At 66.1% G+C, this 19,985-nt stretch carries 19 protein-coding genes; 4 read left to right on the top strand and 15 right to left on the bottom strand.

Features of this window, described 5'->3' with window-relative positions:
- Window positions 1-94: 94 nt before the first annotated feature.
- The 10 genes from ftsY to rsmD form a co-directional block, all read right to left on the bottom strand.
- On the bottom strand, window positions 95-1,696 hold the full coding sequence (gene ftsY, locus B3T59_RS15720; protein ID WP_005205023.1) for a signal recognition particle-docking protein FtsY: 1,602 nt from the start codon (window positions 1,694-1,696) through the stop codon (window positions 95-97).
- A 99-nt stretch (window positions 1,697-1,795) separates the two neighbouring features.
- Entirely contained in the window at window positions 1,796-5,506 is a 3,711-nt protein-coding gene (gene smc / locus B3T59_RS15715) for a chromosome segregation protein SMC (protein ID WP_287004200.1), read from the bottom strand.
- A 65-nt stretch (window positions 5,507-5,571) separates the two neighbouring features.
- Window positions 5,572-5,832, bottom strand: coding sequence for an acylphosphatase (locus tag B3T59_RS15710; protein ID WP_005205027.1), 261 nt, complete (start codon window positions 5,830-5,832; stop codon window positions 5,572-5,574).
- Between the two features lie 34 nt (window positions 5,833-5,866).
- Window positions 5,867-6,337 carry an OsmC family protein gene (locus B3T59_RS15705; RefSeq protein ID WP_005205029.1) on the bottom strand — a complete coding sequence of 157 codons (471 nt, stop codon included), beginning with the start codon at window positions 6,335-6,337 and terminating at the stop codon, window positions 5,867-5,869.
- A 121-nt stretch (window positions 6,338-6,458) separates the two neighbouring features.
- A complete protein-coding gene (gene mutM / locus B3T59_RS15700; RefSeq protein ID WP_005205031.1) occupies window positions 6,459-7,346 on the bottom strand; it encodes a bifunctional DNA-formamidopyrimidine glycosylase/DNA-(apurinic or apyrimidinic site) lyase in 888 nt (295 codons plus the stop codon).
- On the bottom strand, window positions 7,339-8,058 hold the full coding sequence (gene rnc / locus B3T59_RS15695; protein WP_039855218.1) for a ribonuclease III: 720 nt from the start codon (window positions 8,056-8,058) through the stop codon (window positions 7,339-7,341). Before rnc ends, mutM begins: the two co-directional genes overlap by 8 nt.
- A 62-nt stretch (window positions 8,059-8,120) precedes the next feature.
- Window positions 8,121-8,735, bottom strand: coding sequence for a YceD family protein (locus B3T59_RS15690; protein ID WP_005205036.1), 615 nt, complete (start codon window positions 8,733-8,735; stop codon window positions 8,121-8,123).
- A 52-nt stretch (window positions 8,736-8,787) separates the two neighbouring features.
- Window positions 8,788-9,624 (bottom strand): DivIVA domain-containing protein, encoded by an 837-nt coding sequence (locus B3T59_RS15685; protein WP_372495407.1) that lies wholly within the window; start codon window positions 9,622-9,624, stop codon window positions 8,788-8,790.
- Window positions 9,625-9,798: 174 nt separating this feature from the next.
- Window positions 9,799-10,287 (bottom strand): pantetheine-phosphate adenylyltransferase, encoded by a 489-nt coding sequence (gene coaD, locus B3T59_RS15680; protein ID WP_005205039.1) that lies wholly within the window; start codon window positions 10,285-10,287, stop codon window positions 9,799-9,801.
- Complete coding sequence (gene rsmD, locus B3T59_RS15675) at window positions 10,284-10,847, bottom strand: 16S rRNA (guanine(966)-N(2))-methyltransferase RsmD (protein ID WP_005205041.1); 564 nt, start codon at window positions 10,845-10,847, stop codon at window positions 10,284-10,286. The genes coaD and rsmD overlap by 4 nt, the downstream gene beginning before the upstream one ends.
- A gap of 187 nt (window positions 10,848-11,034) precedes the next feature.
- Here rsmD and ectA point away from each other — a divergent pair, with 187 nt between their 5' ends.
- The 4 genes from ectA (at window position 11,035) to B3T59_RS15655 (ending at window position 14,550) form a co-directional block, all read left to right on the top strand.
- Window positions 11,035-11,562 carry a diaminobutyrate acetyltransferase gene (ectA, locus tag B3T59_RS15670; protein WP_039855190.1) on the top strand — a complete coding sequence of 176 codons (528 nt, stop codon included), beginning with the start codon at window positions 11,035-11,037 and terminating at the stop codon, window positions 11,560-11,562.
- 267 nt (window positions 11,563-11,829) lie between these two features.
- Window positions 11,830-13,101, top strand: a complete 1,272-nt coding sequence (gene ectB, locus B3T59_RS15665; protein WP_005205046.1) for a diaminobutyrate--2-oxoglutarate transaminase — start codon at window positions 11,830-11,832, stop codon at window positions 13,099-13,101.
- Window positions 13,098-13,523 carry an ectoine synthase gene (locus tag B3T59_RS15660; protein ID WP_005205047.1) on the top strand — a complete coding sequence of 142 codons (426 nt, stop codon included), beginning with the start codon at window positions 13,098-13,100 and terminating at the stop codon, window positions 13,521-13,523. Before ectB ends, B3T59_RS15660 begins: the two co-directional genes overlap by 4 nt.
- Before the next feature lie 139 nt (window positions 13,524-13,662).
- Window positions 13,663-14,550, top strand: a complete 888-nt coding sequence (locus tag B3T59_RS15655; RefSeq protein WP_005205049.1) for a Sir2 family NAD-dependent protein deacetylase — start codon at window positions 13,663-13,665, stop codon at window positions 14,548-14,550.
- Window positions 14,551-14,647: 97 nt separating this feature from the next.
- Here the strand turns inward: B3T59_RS15655 and proB are convergent, their stop codons facing one another.
- From proB to B3T59_RS15630, 5 genes are all read right to left on the bottom strand, one after another.
- On the bottom strand, window positions 14,648-15,763 hold the full coding sequence (gene proB, locus B3T59_RS15650; protein WP_005205051.1) for a glutamate 5-kinase: 1,116 nt from the start codon (window positions 15,761-15,763) through the stop codon (window positions 14,648-14,650).
- Entirely contained in the window at window positions 15,756-17,213 is a 1,458-nt protein-coding gene (obgE, locus tag B3T59_RS15645) for a GTPase ObgE (RefSeq protein ID WP_005205052.1), read from the bottom strand. The genes proB and obgE overlap by 8 nt, the downstream gene beginning before the upstream one ends.
- Before the next feature lie 171 nt (window positions 17,214-17,384).
- Window positions 17,385-17,648 carry a 50S ribosomal protein L27 gene (gene rpmA, locus B3T59_RS15640; protein WP_005205054.1) on the bottom strand — a complete coding sequence of 88 codons (264 nt, stop codon included), beginning with the start codon at window positions 17,646-17,648 and terminating at the stop codon, window positions 17,385-17,387.
- 63 nt (window positions 17,649-17,711) lie between these two features.
- Window positions 17,712-18,023 (bottom strand): 50S ribosomal protein L21, encoded by a 312-nt coding sequence (gene rplU, locus B3T59_RS15635; protein ID WP_005176586.1) that lies wholly within the window; start codon window positions 18,021-18,023, stop codon window positions 17,712-17,714.
- 279 nt (window positions 18,024-18,302) lie between these two features.
- A partial coding sequence (locus B3T59_RS15630; RefSeq protein ID WP_287004195.1) for an Rne/Rng family ribonuclease occupies window positions 18,303-19,985 on the bottom strand: 1,683 nt, incomplete at its 5' end.

The raw sequence follows: 19,985 nt of genomic DNA, 5'->3' as shown, positions 1-19,985 counted from the left end.
CCGTGTTTCGAGCGTGTGAACCAAAGCCCGATTCACATTTCGCGAAGGTAAATCGCCAGGTGAATCGGACATGGCCTCAAAGGTTTTTCGCAGCTCACAGAAGCGCGTCGATGAACGCTTCCGGGTCGAACGGCGCAAGATCGTCGGCTCCCTCACCGAGTCCGACGAGCTTCACCGGGACGCCGAGCACCTCTTGGACGTTGAACACGATGCCGCCCTTGGCGGTTCCGTCGAGCTTGGTCAATGCGACGCCGGTGATGTCGACGACCTCGGCGAAGACCTTCGCCTGAGTCAGTCCGTTCTGGCCGACGGTGGCATCGAGGACGAGGATCACCTCGTCGACGGGAGCCTTCTTCTCGACGACTCGCTTGACCTTTCCGAGCTCGTCCATCAGACCGGTCTTGGTGTGCAGACGTCCCGCCGTGTCGATGAGCACCACATCGACGCCCTCGTCGATCCCCTTCGCGACGGCGTCGAATGCCACTGCCGCCGGGTCGGCCTGTTCCTTGCCGCGCACGATATCTGCACCGACGCGCTCGCCCCATGTCTGTAGCTGATCTGCCGCCGCGGCTCGGAATGTGTCGGCCGCGCCGAGCAATACGCGCCTACCGTCGGCGACGAGGACGCGCGCGAGTTTGCCCGTCGTCGTGGTCTTGCCGGTTCCGTTGACGCCGACGACGAGTACCACCGCCGGTGTGTCGGCATGAGGCAGCGCACGGATCGAACGGTCGAATTCGGGGTGTAGTTGTTCGACGAGCACCCTGCGCAGCAGTGCGCGAGCGTCGTCGGCGTTGCGCACCGGATTGGTGGCCAGCTCGGTGCGGAGCCGTTCGATGACCGCTTCGGTCGCGGCCGAGCCGAGGTCGGCCATGACCAGGGTGTCCTCGATCTCCTCCCAGCTCTCCTCGTCGAGGTCGCCTGCACCGAGCAGCCCGAGCATGCTCTTGCCGATCGCGCCCTGCGACCGCGACAGGCGCCCACGCAGCCGACCGAGTCGGCCTGCCGTCGGCTCGATCTCCTCACGCGGCGGAGCTGTGGCCGCAGCCTCCTCGTCCTCGATCTCGTCGATCTCTTCGATGATCTCGTCGGGACTCTCACCGACCGACTCGACGATCTCCTCGAACAGCGGGGTGGTGACCGACGAATCTGTGTACTCGTCAAGCGGCACCGATTCGCTGGTCAGCGCCGACTCTTCGGTGGTCGCACCGGTGTCGGTGCCGTCCGCGGTCGGTGCAGCGGTATCGGTGGTGTCTGCGGCCGGTGCAGTGGTGTCGCTAGTCGCAGTGTCGGTAGTCGCAGTGTCGGTAGTCGCGGTGTCTGCTGTCTCAACATCGGCGGTATCGGGCAGCGTGACGTTGGTGATGCCGCGACGTTCCGAGTCGCGCGGGACCGATGCGTCGTCGCCGACGCCGGGCTGACCGTCAACCTCGGTCCGCTCGGTGGGCGCGATGGTCGGCTCGGGTGGTTGCGCGACAGCGGTTCCCGACGCCGCGCCACCCTGGCTGAAGCTGAAGCCCGACGACGCCTTGTACCCGCCTGAGCGATCGACCTGCGGTTTCGAGCCGTCTACGACTTGCGTCTGCTCGTCGTCGTGGAGGGAGATGCGTCGTCGACGCGCGAGTACGAGACCCGCGACGATCAACGCGAGGATGACGACGACCGCGATGACGATTCCGATGATGATTCCGGTGTTCACTGCTTCTCCAGTTCTTCCCGCATATCTCGGGCTGCGTTGTCCATCGTGCTCCTCCGCCGACTAGCGGAAGGGGCGTTCTCTATGTTGGCGCCCTGTTTGTCATGTTGGCGCCCTGTTAGTCGTCGCTGTGGTCACATCCGGCACGTCGGTCTCCTGCCCGCCGACGCCGTCTCCCCCATCTGTGCCGCCTCCACCCACTGCCGGCTGCGCGGTTGCCGTGACCGCGACGTTCTGGCCGCGCAGACGCTGTGAGATCACCGTCGTGATGCCGTCACCACGCATGCTGACGCCGTAGAGCGCATCCGCGACCTCCATTGTCGGCTTCTGGTGGGTGATCACAATGAGCTGCGACCGTTCACGCAACTGCTCGAAGAGGGTGATCAAGCGGCGCAGGTTGGTATCGTCGAGCGCTGCTTCGACCTCGTCCATCACGTAGAACGGTGAGGGTCGCGCGCGGAAGATCGCCACGAGCATCGCCACCGCGGTCAGCGACTTCTCGCCACCCGAGAGCAACGACAGCCGCTTGACCTTCTTACCCGGTGGACGTGCCTCGACCTCGACTCCGGTGGTCAGCATGTCTCCGGGTTCGGTGAGGATGAGTCGACCCTCGCCACCGGGGAACAGCGTCGAAAAGACTTGGGAGAACTCACGTTCGACGTCGGCGTAGGCCTCGGTGAACACCTGCAGGATGCGCGCGTCGACGTCCTCGACCACGTCGAGCAGATCCTTCCGCGCGGCCTTGACGTCCTCGAGTTGTGCAGACAAGAAGCTGTAGCGCTCTTCGAGGGCGGCGAACTCCTCCAGCGCGAGGGGATTCACCTTGCCGAGGGTGTTGAGGTCTTTCTGCGCCTTCTTCGCGCGCGCTTCCTGCGTCGCACGGTCGTACGGCAGCGGCGCGGGCGCGACGACGCTCTCCCCGCGCTCCTTGGCCTGCTCGTACTCGGAGATCTCCAACGCCGACGGCGGCATCGGGACGTCCGGGCCGTACTCGGCGATCAGATCGTCGGGCGACATCGCAAAGTTCTCGAGAATCTGCTCCTCGAGCTGCTGGATGCGCAACGCGGACTGCGCTCGGGCGACCTCATCGCGGTGCACGGAATCACGCAGGGCGTTGAGCTGATCGGTGAGTGCCGCCGCTCGACTCTTCAGCGCTTCGAGGGTTTCGGTGCGCGCACCTTTGACCTGCTCGAGCTCGTCGCGACCCGCCTGTGCTGTTGCGACCGCGCCGACGAGACGTTCGGAGACCGCGGTGGCAGCCTGGGCGACCTCGGCCGCCACCTGCGCCGCAACCCGACGAGCCTCGTCCTGGCGTCGGGCACGCTCACGGGCATCGCGTTCACGTTGGGCTGCACGACGAAGCGAATCGGCGCGGCCACGCACAGATGCGAGGCGCTCCTCTGCGGTACGCAGTGCCAGACGCGCTTCCATCTCACTCGAACGCGCACCAGCGACGGCAGCGGCAGCGGCAGCCGCCGAGCGTTCGCCCCCATCTCCCCCGACCTCGTCGGGTTCAGATGTCGACTCGTCACGCGCCAGGCGCAGGCGTTCCTGCAGCTCGGCGAGGGTGGCGAGCATGTCGCCGCGACCGTCTTCTGCGCGGTCGCGCTGCCGCGTGAGCCGGTCGGCCTCCGACTGTGCCGCGCGGACTTCCTGACCCAGTCGGGCGAGTTGCTCGTAGGCTCCGCCGACGGCCGCATCCGACTCGTGGAGCGCGGCCAACGCCTCTTCGGCGGCCTCGCGGCGGGCGCGCTGTTCGGTCAGTGCACCTTCGAGGGCCGCCTGCGTCTCCTCGGTGGTCCGATGCGCCGCAGCGAGATCTGCGGTTGCGGTGTCGATCGCCGAGGTGACCTCCAACGTCGACGGGCGACGCGACGATCCGCCCTCCACCGACGCGGGGCCGATGCGGTCGCCCTCCCGCGTGACGCATCGAAGGCCGTGCCGTACCGCGAGGTCGACGCCTTGCTCGGCGTCGTCGACCACGACGACATCGGCGAGCAGATGCTCGACGGCACCCTTGATCTGTGACGGCGCGGTGACCACCGAGCTCGCCCAGACGGCGCCGTCGGGCAACGTGACCTCGCGACGCGGTGCGGCGTCGTCGAGTCCGCCGAGGAGCAACGACGCCCGGCCTCCGTCTCCGGTCTTCAACGCCTGCAGCGCGCGGACGGCAGCCAGCGCGTCGACGGTCGCAATCGCGTCGGCGGCCGGCCCCATCGCTGCGGCGATGGCCGCCTCGAAACCCGAGTCGACAGCCAGCAGATCGGAAACGGAGCCCGCCAATCCCTCCGGCGCATTCTCGAGCAGCCACGCACCGCCGTCGTTGCGTTCGAGGCCCACCGAGAGCGCCTCGATACGGGCGCTCAGTGACGCGATCCGCTGCTCCGCCTCACGTTCGGCGGCCTGCAGCGACGCAACCCGCTCGTTCGACAGATTCAGCGCCGCGACGCACCGCTCGTGGTGTTCGTCGAGGCCCCGCTCCGAGGCCTCCATCTGGCTCAGTGATTCGGCTGCCGAATCCTGTTGCTGCGCAGCAGTTTCGGCGCGTTCGACGGCGGCTGCGATCGCAGCGGTGAGGCGCGACGCCTCGGCGTCGACGCCGTCGGCCTTGGTCTGCAGACTCTCGACCTGTCCCTCGAGTCGCGCCAGCCCCTCACGGCGATCGGCCACCGCACGCACCGCGGCCATGTGAGCCTGCTCCGCCTCCGCGGCGACACGCTCGTACTCCTCGAGTTCGAGCTTGGACACCTCCAGCGACTCGGCCGCGAGCGAGACCGCCTCGGCCATTTCGGCCTCGGTGAGTGCGGCCTCCTGCGCCTGGCGTTCGAGTTGTTCTGGATCGGGACCGCCGGAGCTGACCGTGGGCTCCGCGAGGTAGCGGCTGCGTTCGGTTGCGACCCGATTGGTCGCGTCGACACGCTCGGCGAGCGCCGACAACCGGAACCACGCCTGGCCTGCCGCCGCGGCAGCGGGAGTGACCTGGGCGAGATGGTCAGAGTGCTCGGCGACCTCGGCATTGACGGCGTCGAGCTCTGCGGTGACCTCGTCGGAGCGTCGTCGAATCTCTTCTTCGACTGCCGTGTGCTCGGCCATCTCCGTGCGTCGGGTCACCAGATCGTCTGCCGCCAACCGCAGTCGTGCGTCGCGGAGGTCGGCCTGCACCGTCTGCGCTCGGCGGGCGACCTCAGCCTGCCGTCCGAGCGGTTTGAGCTGGCGTCGCAGTTCGGCGGTCAGGTCGCTCAGACGCGCGAGATTGGCCTGCATCGAGTCGAGCTTGCGGACGGCCTTCTCTTTGCGCTTGCGGTGCTTGAGGACTCCTGCCGCCTCTTCGATGAACGCACGACGGTCCTCCGGCCGCGATTCCAGAATCGCCGCGAGGCGCCCCTGCCCGACGATGACGTGCATCTCGCGCCCGATACCCGAGTCGGACAGCAACTCCTGCACGTCCATCAACCGGCACGAACTCCCGTTGATCTCGTACTCGCCCGCACCGTCGCGGAACATCCGTCGCGTGATGGAGACCTCGGAGTATTCGATCGGCAGAGCGCCGTCGGAGTTGTCGATCGTCAGCGTCACCTCGGCCCGACCGAGAGGCGGCCGACCCGACGTCCCGGCGAAGATGACGTCTTCCATCTTGCCGCCACGCAGCGCTTTCGCACCCTGCTCGCCCATCACCCACGTCAGTGCGTCGACCACGTTCGACTTACCCGAGCCGTTGGGGCCCACCACGCAGGTGATGCCGGGCTCGAATCGCAGAGTCGTGGCCGACGCGAAGGACTTGAAGCCCTTCAGGGTCAGGCTTTTCAGGTGCACGACCGTTAAGCCTACCCATCACCCGATGCAGGCAGGCGCAACCGGGCAGGCGGTTGAGCGGCGGATCAGCGTTCGACGAATCCTTGCAGGTCACCCCGTGGCGCATCGAAACGTTCGACGACGAGGTCGACCCGACCGGGAGTATCGCCCGAACGGAGCAGGTCGAGCAGCGTGTGCACCTGCGGCTCGGCACCCTCCGCGACGACGAGCACCCGCCCATCGGCGAGATTCGTCGCAGAACCGACCAGACCGAGCTCCAGGGCGCGCGAGCGCGTCCACCAGCGGAATCCGACGCCCTGGACCTGTCCGTGAACGTGTGCGGTCATCCGAACGACCTGGTCGGAGCCATTCATCGGGGAGTCAGTCGCTCTCGATGACGAGTTCGACCTCGGTGCCCGCCTTGAGCGTGCGACCCACCGTGCACACCGAGTCGATCGCGCGCTCGACGACCACAAGCAGGCGCTCTGCAGCGGCGGGATCGAGTTCGGACAGGTCGACGTCGAGCACCTCGCGTAGGCGCGGGTACACCTCGTTCTCGCGGTCGGCGTCGCCCGAGACGCGGATCGTCGCGTCGTAGTCGTCGCCGAGGCGACGTGCCAGCGGGCGGTCCGACGACATCCCGGTGCATGCGGCAAGCGCGATCTTCAGCAATTCGCCGGGCGTGAACACACCGTCCACGTCTTGCGAGCCGATCAGGACTTCGGCACCCCGCGAGCTCTTGCCGGTGTAGCGGCGTGTTCCGGTCCGCTGCACCCACAACTCGGTGTGCGCCGAGCCGGCATCCGACTCCTGCGGCGCCGATGTGGTCGCGGACGAATTCTCGCTGGTCATCTGCGCGATGACTCCCTTCGCAATCGACTCTCGGCGCACCCGAGGCGCCGCTGGCAATAGTAGAACTGCTTCCGATGCCGTCTTATGCCGCGACATCTCTCATGCTGCGAGCAATGAACCGCTACTGCCGAGGCCTGGGCTGGCACTTCGGACAGAAGAACGAACCCCGGTTCATGAACTCCTCACGCCGCATCAGCGTCCCGCATCGGCGGCAGGGCTGGCCGGCCCGGCCGTAGGCGTTCAGCGAACGCTCGAAGTAGCCGGACTGCCCGTTGACGTTCACGTACAGCGCGTCGAACGACGTGCCGCCCACCGCCAACGCGTCGCTCATCACCGCGGTCGCGGCGTCGAGCAATTCGGCGAGCTTGCGTCGTGAGATGCCGTCGGTGACGCGCGCGCCGTTCAGTCGCGCTCGCCAGAGCGCCTCGTCGGCGTAGATGTTGCCGACACCGGAGATCAGCGACTGGTCGAGGAGTGCCCGTTTGACCTCGGTGTGCTTGCCGCGCATCCGACGCACCACGTCGTCACGGTCGAATGCGGGATCGAACGGATCGGGGGCGATGTGGGCGATCGAGCGGGGCAGCGCTCCGGAGTCGCCGGGCAGTTCATCGCCTGCGTCGACGTAGTCGTCGAGATGCCAGCCGCCGAAGGTTCGCTGGTCGACGAACCGCAGCTCATTGCCGTCATCGAGTGCCGCGCGCACCCGCAGATGCGTGTGGTCGGGTGCGCCGACACGGGCGACCAACATCTGCCCGCTCATGCCGAGGTGGACGACGAGCGCGAACCGGTCGACGCCGTCGGGCGCCGCGACGTCGAGCCACAGATACTTTCCGCGTCGGCGAGCAGCGAGAATCGTTGCGCCCCTGAGCCTTCCGACCAGATCGGGCGCATCGCCGACGTGTCTGCGGACGGCCCGCGGGTGTAGGACCTCGACGTCGGTGATCGTGCGCCCGACGACATGCTTCTCGAGACCGGCACGGACGGTCTCGACTTCGGGAAGTTCAGGCATCGCTCACGGCGTCACGCTCGGTGAGCGCCTGCCATGCCAGGGATGCAGCCTTCTGCTCGGCTTCCTTCTTGGTGCGTCCCACACCTTCACCGAGTTCTTCACCTGCGATCACCGCACGCGCAGTGAACTCCTTGCTGTGATCGGGGCCGGTCGAGCTGATCTGATACTGCGGGGGGCCGTAGCCACGCTCGGCGGCCAGCTCCTGCAGCGAGGTCTTCCAGTCGAGTCCCGCGCCGAGTTGTCCTGCGCGGTCGAGGATCTCGTCGAAGAGGTCGAGGATGATGCGCTGCGAGGTCTCCAGGCCGTGGTCGAGATACATTGCGCCGAAAAGTGATTCGAGGCCGTCGGCCAGAATGGAATCCTTGTCGCGGCCGCCGGTCATCTCTTCGCCGCGCCCGAGGAAGAGGTGACGACCGAGGCCGCCCTCGCCGAGACCACGTGCGACGTCGGCCAGTGCGTGCATGTTGACAACGCTCGCCCTGATCTTGGCCAGCTCTCCTTCGGGACGTTCGGGGTATCGCAGGTAGAGCCGCTCGGTGATCACCACGCCGAGGACCGAATCGCCAAGGAATTCCAGCCGCTCATTCGTGGGCAGACCACCGTTCTCGTAGGCATACGAGCGGTGCGTCAGTGCGAGTGTGAGCAGTTCATCCGCAATCGGTGTCCCGAGCGCTTCCAGCAACGACGCGACACCCCCGGAGTCAGCTCCCAGAGAGGCGACAGCGTCACGGTTGTCTGGTTGGGGTGCAGGCGACGCCGCGTCGTCGACACCGGTCACGCCGAGCCCCGTTCGCCGCTGTCGGAGTCCTGCGACCCCTTCTGCTCCAGCGAACCGAATTTGTCGGCGAGCTTGGCCCAGCGGGGATCGATGATCTCGTGGGAGTGGCCGGGTTCCGCGACGGCAAGCCGGACACCGCACTCAGCGCACAAGCCCGCGCAGTCCTCACTGCACAGCGGTGACATCGGGAGTTCGAGCGCGACGGCGTCGATGACGGCCTGCTCGAGGTCGATCCTGTCGTCGACGATCCGGTGGATGTCCTCGGAGTCGGTCGTCTGCTCTGTCTCACTGTCGGGGTAGGCGTACAGCTCGGTCAGGAACACCGTCACCGTGCCGTCGACGGGTTCGAGACAACGCACACATTGGCCCTCGGTCTCGCCGGAGACGGTGCCCGTGACCAGGACGCCCTCAGACACAGACTCCAGCCGTAAGTCGAGGTCGACGTCGGAATCCGCGGGTATCGCGATCATCTCCACGCCGATCCGATGGGGAGCGACGACCGTGCGATGGATCTCTTCCATCGTCCCCGGACGCCTGCCCAACGATCGGATGTCGAGGACGAAGGGATCGCGCTGCGCCTGCGCACCTTGAGTCACTGCATTCTCGGCCACATGTGCACCATACGCCCGACCAGGTCATTCATCGAACGACCCGACGCGCCGCTCAGACCGCGAGCGGCGAGCTGTGGTCGTGCAGGTCTGCCGAACCGGGTCGTGCCTGTTCAGCACTCGTCCGACGAGCACCTGCATCGTCGACGCTGCGCGGGTATTCGACGTAGTCGTGCATGCCCGCGCCGGTACGCAACTGGTGGCGTCCACGGTTGACCGAGCGCAGGGTTCCGGTGAGGATCTCCTCGAACTCGGCGAGCTTCTCGTCGACGTACACATCGCAGTCGCCGCGGAGTCGATCGGCCTCGGCGTGCGCGGCATCGATGATCCGCTCCGCCTCCGACTTCGCAGCCGCGACGACCTCGGTCTCCGAGACCAGGCGCTGCTGCTCGGCGATGCCGTCGGCGACGGACTTGTCGTAGGTGTTGTTGGCCGAGTCGATGGTCCGCTGTGCCTCGGCACGCGCACGCCCGGTAACGGCGTCGAACTCGCGTGCCGCGCTCGTCGACAGCCGGTGGGCTTCCGCGCTGGCCTCGTCGACCAGGTTCTTGCCGTGCGCGCTGGCCTCGTCGACCATCCGGTCGGCCTGCGCCTTGGCGTCGGCAAGAAGGCGGTCGGCCTCGGCGCGGGCGTGCGCGAGCATGGCGTCGGACTCCGACTCCGCAGTGGTCACGACCTTGTCGGCGTGATCGGCGGCGTCGCCGAGCATGTTCTCGCGCTGGTCGAGAACGTCCTGAGCGTCGTCGAGCTCGCCCGGAATCGAATCCTTGATGTCGTCGAGCAGTTCGAGGACGTCGCCCCGCGGCACGACACAGCCGGCCGTCATGGGAACACTTCGTGCCTCTTCGACGATGGCCACGAGTTCGTCGAGAGCTTCAAATACCCGGTACACAGCTACCCCAATCCGGCTCATGCCATTACTTGTCAGTGAGACCTGTGTCGTCGTGACGCGGGTCCGCCTGAGACTGATGTGACTATTGTGCCGAATGTGATCGCTGGGATTACGGAGCCGGATGATATGGGCGTGTCGCCTGTGGCGATTGTGACTACGGGTCAGCAGTGAACGTCAGACTGTCCGCTCCCCCGCAAGGACCGCCTCGAGACGTCGGTGGATGTGCGGTGCGAGGTACGGCGACGCGTCGCCACCGAGCTTCGCCACCTCTTTGACCAGCGAACTCGAGACATGAGCGAAGCGCGGATCGGTGAGCATGAAGACCGTCTCGACATCTGCGAGCTCGCGATTCATCTGCGCCATCGGGAGTTCGTAGTCGAAGTCGACGCCAGAGCGCAGCCCCTTCACCAGGACTCCGATGTTCTTCTCGGCCAGATAGTCGACGAGCAGACCGGTCCATCGGTCGACGCGGACGTTGGGCAGATCGGCACAGTCCTCCTCGATCAACGCGATGCGTTCGTCGATGCTGAACAGGCCATGTTTGTTGGGATTGACCACGACGAGAACCACGATCTCGTCGAAGGCCGACGCCGCACGTTCGACGATGTACCGATGTCCCCTGGTGAACGGATCGAAGGAACCTGGAATCACTGCGCTGCTCATGGCGTAAACCTACCGATCTCCACGCGGGTCTCCCCGTAGACCTTCTCCACGATGAGATCGAACTCCTCGGGCCATCTCGGCGCCGACGACCGCGCGTCTCGTTCGACGACGACGAGCGCGTCGTCCGCGAGCCACCCGTCGGAGCTCAAGCGCTCGAGATCGGCCTCGACGTCCGCGGTGTCCAGCGCGTACGGAGGGTCGGAGAAAACCAGGTCGAACGGCCGGCCTGCTCTCGCTGTCGCGAGGTACGACCCGACCGAGGACGTCACCACCTTCGAGCGACCGGACAGATCGAGCGACCGCACATTCGCGCTGATGACCGAGGTGGCCCGCTTTCGGCTGTCCACCAATACAGCCGACGCCGCACCGCGCGAGAGGGCTTCGATCGCGAGCGCCCCCGAGCCCGCATAGAGGTCGAGGACTCGCGAGTCGTCGAAGTCGATGCGCGCGGCGAGCGCACTGAACAGAGCCTCGCGCACCCTGTCGGAGGTCGGGCGGGTGCCGTCGTCGGGCACGGTCAGCCGTCGCCCACCGAGAGCGCCTGCGATGATCCTCGTCATCGTTCGTATTCTGCTCGCCATACTTACCCGATGAGAACGCCGGGTCTCAGCCGTCCGACACCGACAAATCGCACAAACGTGACCCCTATCACAACCGGCGTTGAACAGTGCCGACGGCGGGGTTTCGGTGTCCGATTCCGGCAGCAGCATGACTTCGCCGACACACATTGTTAACGTCAGGAACGTTATGAGCCCCTCCACAACGAGAACGGCCCCATCAACTGTCCTGACGATCGACTACCGGACGCCGACGGTGTCCGACGGAACCAGACTCTGGGAAATCGCCTCGGATTCACAGGTTCTCGACGTCAACTCGAGTTATGCCTATGTGCTGTGGTGTCACGACTTCGCCGACACCTCGATTGTCGCCGAAGTCGATGGTCGTGCAGTCGGTTTCGTCACCGGTTATCGACGCCCCGCTGACCCGTCGACCCTCATGGTCTGGCAGGTCGCCGTCGACGATGACTTCCGCGGACACGGAATCGCAGCAAAGATGCTGCACCAGTTGTTCGATCGCGTCCGGCGCAGTTCGGTGGTGGCCATGCACACCACCATCAGCCCCGACAACGTTGCGTCCCAACGTCTTTTCGCGTCGGTCGCACGAGATCGCGGCCTGGACTTCGTTCGACGCGACCTGTTCGCCGTCGACGATTTCCCAGATGCACACCAGCCGGAGGATCTCTACATGCTCGAACCGAAGGTCGGCGAGCCCTAGTACTTCTGGCGCGGGTTTTCTCACCGGCGGACGTGTTTCCCACCGGTACGTTCTCGCTGGTAGCGGCTAACGCGGTCTTACTGACGAACAGTCTTCGGCGAGACGATCCGCGACGGAGAGCCGTTGCGCCCGAACACAATCCGCACGCGTCGAACAGTGGCGCGCCGCTTTAGTAAACGCGTATATGCGCGTCCCCACAGCACTTCTCGAGAGCTCCGCTCCGAAGTGGACTGTGGCCCAGATATTTCCCACATTGGAGGATGCACGATGCAACTTCTCGACACCACCATCGACGACTCGGTCTTCACCCAGAACGAGTCCGAAGTCCGCAGCTACTGCCGCAACTGGCCGACCGTGTTCGGTCGCGCGCGTGGCTCGTGGATCACCGACACCGAGGGCCGCGAATATCTCGACTTCTTCGCGGGCGCAGGCGCCCTGAATTACGGGCACAACCATCCGGTCCTGAAAGAGGCTCTCCTCGAGTACATCTCGGCGGACGGCATCACCCACGGGCTCGACATGGCGACCGTCGCCAAAGGGCAGTTTCTGGAGACGTTCCACGACAAGATCCTGGCGCCCCGTGACCTCGACTACAAGGTCCAGTTTCCCGGACCGACAGGCACCAACGCCGTCGAGTCGGCGCTGAAGCTGGCTCGCAAGGTGACCGGCCGCGAGTCGATCGTGAGCTTCACCAATGCTTTTCACGGCATGACGCTGGGATCGCTCTCGGTGACCGGCAACTCCATGAAGCGCGCGGGCGCGGGCATCCCACTCGTGCACGCCACGCCGATGCCCTTCGACAATTACCTTGACGGCACCGTCGAGGACTTCAGCTGGTTCGAGCGCGTGCTCGAGGACTCCGGCAGCGGCCTCAACACCCCGGCCGCGGTCATCGTCGAGACGGTGCAGGGCGAGGGCGGCGTCAACGTCGCACGTGCCGAGTGGCTGCGTGGGCTTGCCGACCTGTGCAAGCGTCGCGACATCCTGCTGATCGTCGACGACGTCCAGATGGGCTGCGGTCGCACGGGCGAGTTCTTCTCCTTCGAGGAGGCGGGCATCGAGCCCGACATCGTCACCATGTCGAAGTCGATCAGCGGTTACGGACTGCCGATGGCACTCGTGTTGATTCGTCGAGACCTCGACGTCTGGGCACCCGGCGAGCACAACGGCACATTCCGCGGCAACAACCCCGCATTCATCACGGCCACCAAGGCCATCAACGAGTTCTGGTCCGACGACCAGCTCACCCGCGACGTTCACCGCAAGGGACGCCAGATCGACGAAGTCTTCTCGGCGCTGTCGGAACGCCACGAAGGCTTGTCGACGCGAGGACGCGGGATGGTGCGCGGCCTCGTCTTCGACGAGCCGACGCTCGCGGCCAAGGCATGTGCGCGGGCCTTCGGGTCCGGACTGCTCGCCGAGACGTCGGGACCGTCGGATGAGGTTGTGAAACTTCTTCCGCCACTGAATATTTCCACTGAAGAACTTGACCGCGGGCTCGGCATTCTCGTCGATTCCGTGGAGGAGGTGATCGCATGATCGTCCGTACCACCAATGAAATCACCGGCACCGAGCGCGAGGTCGCCGACCCCAAGGGCAACTGGGTCTCCAAGCGCATCGTCCTTGGCGGCGACGGCGTCGGATTCTCGTTCCACGAGACCACCATCAAGGCCGGCAGCGTCAACGAGTTCCACTACGCCAACCACATCGAAGCGGTGTGGCTGGTGGAGGGCGAGGGAACTCTCCTCGATCGCGAGACCGGGCAGACCTATCCCCTGGCCGCTGGATCGATGTACCTGCTCAACGGACACGAGCGCCACACGGTGACGGCTGAGACGCAGATGCGCATGCTCTGTGTGTTCAACCCGCCGGTCGTCGGCACCGAGGTACATGACGAGAACGGCATCTACCCGCTCGTCACCGTCCCGGAGCAACCGAACGGCAAGCACGCGAACGCCTGACCGCGCGAGCACTAATCCGCCTGCGGGCCCCGCACTCCCCTCGGGAGTCCGGGGCCCGCAGGCGTCTGTTCCACCCCATCTGCGCCGTCTGAAGCCTCGGCCGCGCCTGAGGGCTGCGACGCGGCGCTAACCTGGATGTATGCGCACGCGGTTACAGATCGGCTGGACGCCGGCCGAACCGACCCCACTCGACGACGATCTTGATGCCCGCATCGAGCAGATGCACAACCTCCTCGACGGCCGACGCGTCGTTGCGCTCACCGGCGCAGGAATCTCCACCGACTCGGGCATCCCCGATTACCGCAGCCCAGGCGCGCCGGTTCGGACGCCGATGACGCTGGAGATGTTCCTGTCGTCACCCGACTTCCGCCGCCACTACTGGGCACGCAATCACCTCGGCTGGCGCCACATGGACGCTGCGCGGCCCAACGCGTCGCACCACACGCTCACCCAACTGCAGCGTCGCGGCGCACTGACGACGGTCATCACGCAGAACGTCGACATGCTGCACACCAAGGCCGCTACACGCGGGGTGATCGAACTGCACGGCTGCTATGGACGTGTGCGGTGCCTCGACTGCGGCGACACCATCTCTCGACGAGGCCTCGCGCAGACCCTGGAAGCCCTCAATCCGGGATTCGCCGAACGCGTGGCCGGCCGCGGCGCGATCGAGGTGGCGCCGGACGCAGACGTGACACTCGACGACACAAGTGACTTCGTCGTCGCCGACTGCTCGATGTGCGGCGGAACCCTCAAACCCGACATCGTCTACTTCGGCGAGAATGCGTCGAAGACCACCGTGCAGCAGGCATTCTCGGCAGTCGACGACGCCGACGCGATGATCGTCGTCGGCTCGTCGCTCACCGTCATGTCAGGCTTGCGGTTCGCCCGGCACGCGCACCGCACCGGCAAACCTCTCGTAGTGATCAACCGGGGCATCACGCGCGCCGACGACATCGCCGATCTCAAGATCGACCACTATTGCGGCAGTGTGCTCGCCGCGCTGACCCCACACGCTGCCGCCTGAGCGGTCCCGCGGCGCAGATCGTTACAGCTTTCAGACCGCCAACCTGTACCGGTACATATCGACACGCCACGGCGCGTGGTTTTCTGTGCGGAGCAGACTAGACGGCGACCAGGTCGTCGGCGTGAATCACGGGGCGGTGCAACTCGTTCGGTAGTTCCGACGTCGACCGCCCGACCATGCGGGCGACGTCGTCGGAGTCGTAGCTACTGACGCCTCGCGCGCGCACGGTGCCGTCGTTGTCGACCAACTCGACGACGTCACCGTCGTAGAAACGCCCACGCACCCCGACGACCCCCGCACCGAGCAGCGAGCGCCGCCTGCGTGCGACAGCCGCGACGGCGCCGTCGTCGAGCACGATCTGTCCCCGCGCGTCGGCGGCATGCCTGACCCAGAAACGCCTGGCGGACAAGCGTTCCGGCCTCGCTGCGAACACCGTGCCGACCGATCCGTCGCCGAGCGCGCGATCGGCGTCTGCGGCGGCGGCCAGCAGGACCGGAACGCCCGCGTCGGCCGACAGTCGCGCTGCGGCGAGCTTCGACGCCATGCCGCCGGTGCCCAGCGTGCCGCCCGAGCCCGCGATCACGCCGTCGAGATCTTCGGGCCCGTTGACCTCGTCGATGAAACGTGCGCGCTGACCGTCGGGGCCCACCTTGCGCGGATCACCGTCGTAGAGGCCGTCGACGTCGGAGAGCAGCATCAGAGCGTCGGCGCCCGCGAGATGCGCGACCAACGCGGCGAGACGGTCGTTGTCACCGAAGCGAATCTCGTTGGTGGCCACCGTGTCGTTCTCGTTGACCACCGGGACGGCGTGCAATGCCACGAGTCGGTTGAGCGTGCGCTGTGCATTGGCATGGTGCGCGCGGTTGGAGATGTCGTCCGCGGTCAGCAGTACCTGCCCGACCGTGCGCCCGTACCGGTGAAAGGACGTGCCCCAGGCGTGCGCGAGAGCCAACTGCCCGACGCTCGCGGCAGCCTGTTTGGTGGCAAGATCTGTCGGTCGCTTCTTCAGGCCGAGCGGCGCGATACCCGCGCCGATGGCACCCGACGACACCACGATGACGTCCGAGCCCGCTCGCATGCGCGCTTCGAGTGCATCGGTGAGCCGATCGAGCCGGTCACGGTCGAGTCCGCTGTCGAGGTCGGTGATCGCCGACGACCCGATCTTTACGACGATGCTGCGAGCTGCAGCGATCGATTCGCGAACGTCACTCACCGTCGGTCTCGTCCTGCAGTCCACGACGCAGACGTCGCGCTTCCTTACGCTCGGCGGCACCCACACGCTCCGACCGATCAAGCCGAATGTCGGTGCCGCGCCCGGTGATCGGCACATCGTCGCCCATCGGGGTCGTCGGCTCCCAGTCGAAGCTGACGTCGCCGATGGTCACCGGCGCGCCCGGCTCCGCACCGAGGCGGACCAACTCGTCCTCGACGCCGAGACGGTTGAGACGGTCGGCGAGATAGCCGACGGCCTCGTCGTTGTCGAACTGCGTTTGCGCGATCCAGCGCTCAGGCCGCGTACCGCGCACGATGAAGCCGCCAGGCGTGGCGGGATCGGCAACGACCGTGAAACCACTGTCGTCGATGGCCTTCGGACGGATCACTGGACGACGAGCGACGGGCTTCGGATGTGCCTCGCGGTACTCGTCTACCATTCTGGCGAGCGCGTCTGTCAGTTCCTTGAGCCCCTGATGTGCGACGGCGGAGATCCGGTATACGGGCCAACCACGTTCTGCGAGTTCGGGTTCGACGAGATCGGCCAGTTCGTTGGCCTCGGGCACGTCCGTCTTGTTCAGGATCACCACGCGCGGGCGCTCGGCGAGGTCGCCGAGACCGTGATCGGTGTGCAGAGCGGGTTCGTACGCGGCGAGTTCGGCTTCGAGCGCGTCGATATCGGAGATCGGATCACGACCCGGTTCCAGCGTGGCGAGGTCGACGACGTGGGCGAGAACCGCACACCGCTCCAGGTGCCGCAGGAATTCCAGCCCGAGTCCTCGGCCACTCGATGCGCCCGGAATGAGGCCCGGCACGTCGGCGATGGTGAACACACCACCGGCGGTCTGCACGACGCCGAGGTTGGGCTGCAGTGTGGTGAACGGATAGTCGGCGATCTTCGGCTTGGCCGCAGAGAGCACCGACACCAGCGACGACTTGCCCGCCGACGGGAAGCCAACGAGTCCGACGTCGGCGACGGACTTCAGTTCGAGAACGAGATCGCGGTGCTGCCCCTCCTCACCGAGGAGCGCGAAGCCCGGCGCCTTGCGCGCCTTGGACGCCAGCGCCGCGTTGCCGAGTCCGCCACGTCCGCCCGAGGCGGCGTCGAACGTCGTACCCTCCCCGACCAGGTCGGCAAGGATCGTTCCGTTCTCGTCGAGCACGACGGTGCCGTCCGGCACGTGGAGGACCAGATCGTCGCCATTGGCGCCGCTGCGGTGATCGCCCATGCCGGGCGTCCCGTTACCCGCCTTGGCATGCGGCCGGAAGTGAAAATCGAGCAGTGTGTGCACCTGAGGGTCGACGACGAGCGTCACGGACCCACCGTTGCCACCGTTACCACCGTCGGGTCCGCCGAGCGGCTTGAACTTCTCCCGATGCACCGACGAACAGCCGTGGCCACCATTGCCCGCAGCGACGTGAATCGTCACCCGGTCGACGAACCGCGACATGACGTCCTTTCTCGTTCGTAGGCCGTGAGCGCGGATCGCGCTGTCGGACCATCGAACCTGATCTTCTCGTTGTGGAAATACAACCTCGTTGTAGAAATACAACAGGGCGGGCCGGGTGCATATGCCCCTGGCCCGCCCTGTCGTTGAGAGCTGTGCTCGAAAACCGCTAGGTCAGGCCTGTGCGGTCTCCGGAACGATGTTCACGGTCTTGCGGCCACGCTTGGTGCCGAACTGCACCGCGCCCGACTCGAGAGCGAACAGGGTGTCGTCGCCACCGCGACCGACGTTGACGCCCGGGTGGAACTTGGTGCCGCGCTGGCGGATCAGAATCTCGCCTGCGCTGACCTGCTGGCCACCGAAGCGCTTCACGCCGAGGCGCTGCGCGTTGGAATCGCGACCGTTGCGCGAACTGGACGCGCCCTTCTTGTGTGCCATTTTCTCGTCCTCCTGGCTACCTGAGTGTGTTGCAGTTGGGGATCAGGGGCTGGGCCCCGGAAATTACTTGATACCGGTGACCTTGAGGACCGTCAGCTTCTGACGGTGACCCTGGCGCTTGTGGTAGCCGGTCTTGTTCTTGAACTTGTGGATACGGATCTTGGGGCCCTTGACGTGCTCGACCACCTCGCCGGTGACCGAGATCTTGGCGAGCTTGTCCGCATCGGTGGTCAGGGTCGAGCCATCGACGACAAGCGCCACGGGCAGGCTCACGCTGCTGCCGGGCTCGCTGTCGATCTTCTCGACCTTCACAATGTCGCCCTCAGCGACCTTGTACTGCTTACCGCCGGTCTTGACGATCGCGTACGTTGCCATCGAAGCTGTCCTCTTACTCATCATCGGGCTCGCTGCGCGTACGTCGCGCACGAGCGTTGTGGGTGTGTGCGTCCCGGTGCGGTCCGCACGGCATCGGGCATTGCTGCCCGGGATGCTCACGGATCACACCAGAGGGCCTGTCCGCGGGTCTCGTCAGCAGTGCTCATCGCATGATCGGCACAGCTCGAACCCTCCGCGGAAGGCGACCAATCAAGATTACGGGACCGGTCGCCGCTGGGTCAAACTCGCCATATCATGCCGGGCCTGCCGACGTGGTGGTCAGTCCTCCACAGGTGGTCCAGCGGGACGTCCGGCCGTGCGCCTACGTGGTCGGCGTCGCACCGCAACGGTGGTCGGCGACGACGAGACCGGGCCGAACGTGGTCAACGGGGCACGCGTGGGCGCATCGTCTGCGAGAACCACCGGCTCGGCCGCTCCGGTCGGCGACGCCGCCCGACGGACCGCACGGCGTCGACGCTTCGGCGCCTCTGCCCCGTTGGTCGACTGTGCGTCCTGTCCTGCCGGCTGTGCACTCTCTCCGGTCGACTGTGCGTCCTGTCCGGTCGTCTGTGCGTCCTGTCCGGTCGACTGGGCGTCCTGACCCGCCGACTGTGCGTCCTGACCCGTCGACTGTGCGTCTGCCGAGCCATTCGACGACGACTCGTCATCGACAACGACTGCCTCGACGTCGATGACCTCGCCGTCCTCGTCGTGCGTGTGGGCCGCCATCGCGCGGAACATCGGGTGCTCCGCCGGGTTGTGAGCGGGCTTCTGCTCGGCCGGTTCCGCCTTCTTCTTGTTGCGTCGCGAGCGCTTCGAGCCGGTGTTCTCCGACTTTGCGCCGTCGTCGGACGTCACCTCGACAGGACTCGAATGCACGATGATCCCGCGGCCGCCGCACGTCGTGCAGGTCGTCGAGAAAGCTTCGAGCAGGCCGGTACCGAGGCGCTTACGTGTCATCTGCACGAGGCCGAGCGATGTCACCTCGGACACCTGATGGCGCGTGCGATCGCGCGACAACGCCTCCGTGAGTCGACGCAGCACCAGGTCGCGGTTGGATTCGAGCACCATGTCGATGAAGTCGACGATGATCATGCCGCCGATATCGCGCAGACGCATCTGCCGCACGATCTCTTCGGCCGCCTCGAGGTTGTTGCGGGTCACCGTCTCTTCGAGGTTGCCCCCGGAGCCGGTGAACTTGCCCGTATTGACGTCGACGACGGTCATCGCCTCGGTGTGCTCGATGATCAGCGTGCCGCCCGACGGCAGCCACACCTTGCGGTCGAGTGCCTTGGCGAGTTGCTCGTCGATGCGGTGCACGACGAAGGAGTCCGGTGCGTCGGCGCGCGGACGCTCGAAGCGCTCCACCCGATCCATGAGGTCGGGCGCAACCGAGCTCACGTAACCCTCGACGAGGTTCCACGCCTTATCGCCTTCGACGACGAGCTTCTTGAAGTCCTCGTTGAACAGGTCGCGGACCACGCGGACCAGCAGGTCGGGCTCCTCGTAGAGCGCGCGCGGCGACACCGATCCCTTGTTGGCCTTGCCGAACGCCTCATCGATCGACTTCCACTGCTTCTCGAGTCGCTCGATGTCGGCAGCGAGGTCGTCGGCGCTCACACCCTCCGACGCGGTACGGATGATGACACCCGCATCGTCGGGGACCAGCTTGGCGAGGATCTGCTTGAGCCGCTTGCGCTCGACGTCGGGAAGCTTGCGGCTGATACCGGTCGACGTTCCACCCGGCACGTAGACCAGGTAGCGACCGGCCAGCGAGATCTGCGTGGTCAGTCGAGCGCCCTTGTGCCCGACCGGGTCCTTGCTGACCTGCACGAGCACCGGATCGCCGGGCTTAAGGGCCTGTTCGATCTTGCGTGACCCACCGTCGAGTCCTGCAGCGTCCCAATTGACCTCGCCTGCATAGAGCACGCCGTTGCGACCGCGACCGATGTCGACGAACGC

Source organism: Gordonia sp. UBA7860, assembly GCF_002500165.1.
Lineage (GTDB): Bacteria > Actinomycetota > Actinomycetes > Mycobacteriales > Mycobacteriaceae > Gordonia > Gordonia sputi.
This window is presented reverse-complemented; position numbering and strand designations above follow the sequence as displayed.

Excerpts from the sequence above, each read along its gene's own strand:
- rplU (WP_005176586.1), bottom strand. The coding sequence starts at position 18,023 with ATGGCAACGTACGCGATCGTCAAGACCGGCGGTAAGCAGTACAAGGTC.
- rsmD (WP_005205041.1), bottom strand. The coding sequence starts at position 10,847 with ATGACGAGGATCATCGCAGGCGCTCTCGGTGGGCGACGGCTGACCGTG.
- B3T59_RS15655 (WP_005205049.1), top strand. The coding sequence starts at position 13,663 with ATGCGCACGCGGTTACAGATCGGCTGGACGCCGGCCGAACCGACCCCA.
- ectB (WP_005205046.1), top strand. The coding sequence starts at position 11,830 with ATGCAACTTCTCGACACCACCATCGACGACTCGGTCTTCACCCAGAAC.
- ectA (WP_039855190.1), top strand. The coding sequence starts at position 11,035 with ATGAGCCCCTCCACAACGAGAACGGCCCCATCAACTGTCCTGACGATC.
- rpmA (WP_005205054.1), bottom strand. The coding sequence starts at position 17,648 with ATGGCACACAAGAAGGGCGCGTCCAGTTCGCGCAACGGTCGCGATTCC.
- B3T59_RS15705 (WP_005205029.1), bottom strand. The coding sequence starts at position 6,337 with ATGACCAGCGAGAATTCGTCCGCGACCACATCGGCGCCGCAGGAGTCG.
- obgE (WP_005205052.1), bottom strand. The coding sequence starts at position 17,213 with ATGTCGCGGTTCGTCGACCGGGTGACGATTCACGTCGCTGCGGGCAAT.
- coaD (WP_005205039.1), bottom strand. The coding sequence starts at position 10,287 with ATGAGCAGCGCAGTGATTCCAGGTTCCTTCGATCCGTTCACCAGGGGA.
- B3T59_RS15660 (WP_005205047.1), top strand. The coding sequence starts at position 13,098 with ATGATCGTCCGTACCACCAATGAAATCACCGGCACCGAGCGCGAGGTC.
- mutM (WP_005205031.1), bottom strand. The coding sequence starts at position 7,346 with ATGCCTGAACTTCCCGAAGTCGAGACCGTCCGTGCCGGTCTCGAGAAG.
- B3T59_RS15710 (WP_005205027.1), bottom strand. The coding sequence starts at position 5,832 with ATGACCGCACACGTTCACGGACAGGTCCAGGGCGTCGGATTCCGCTGG.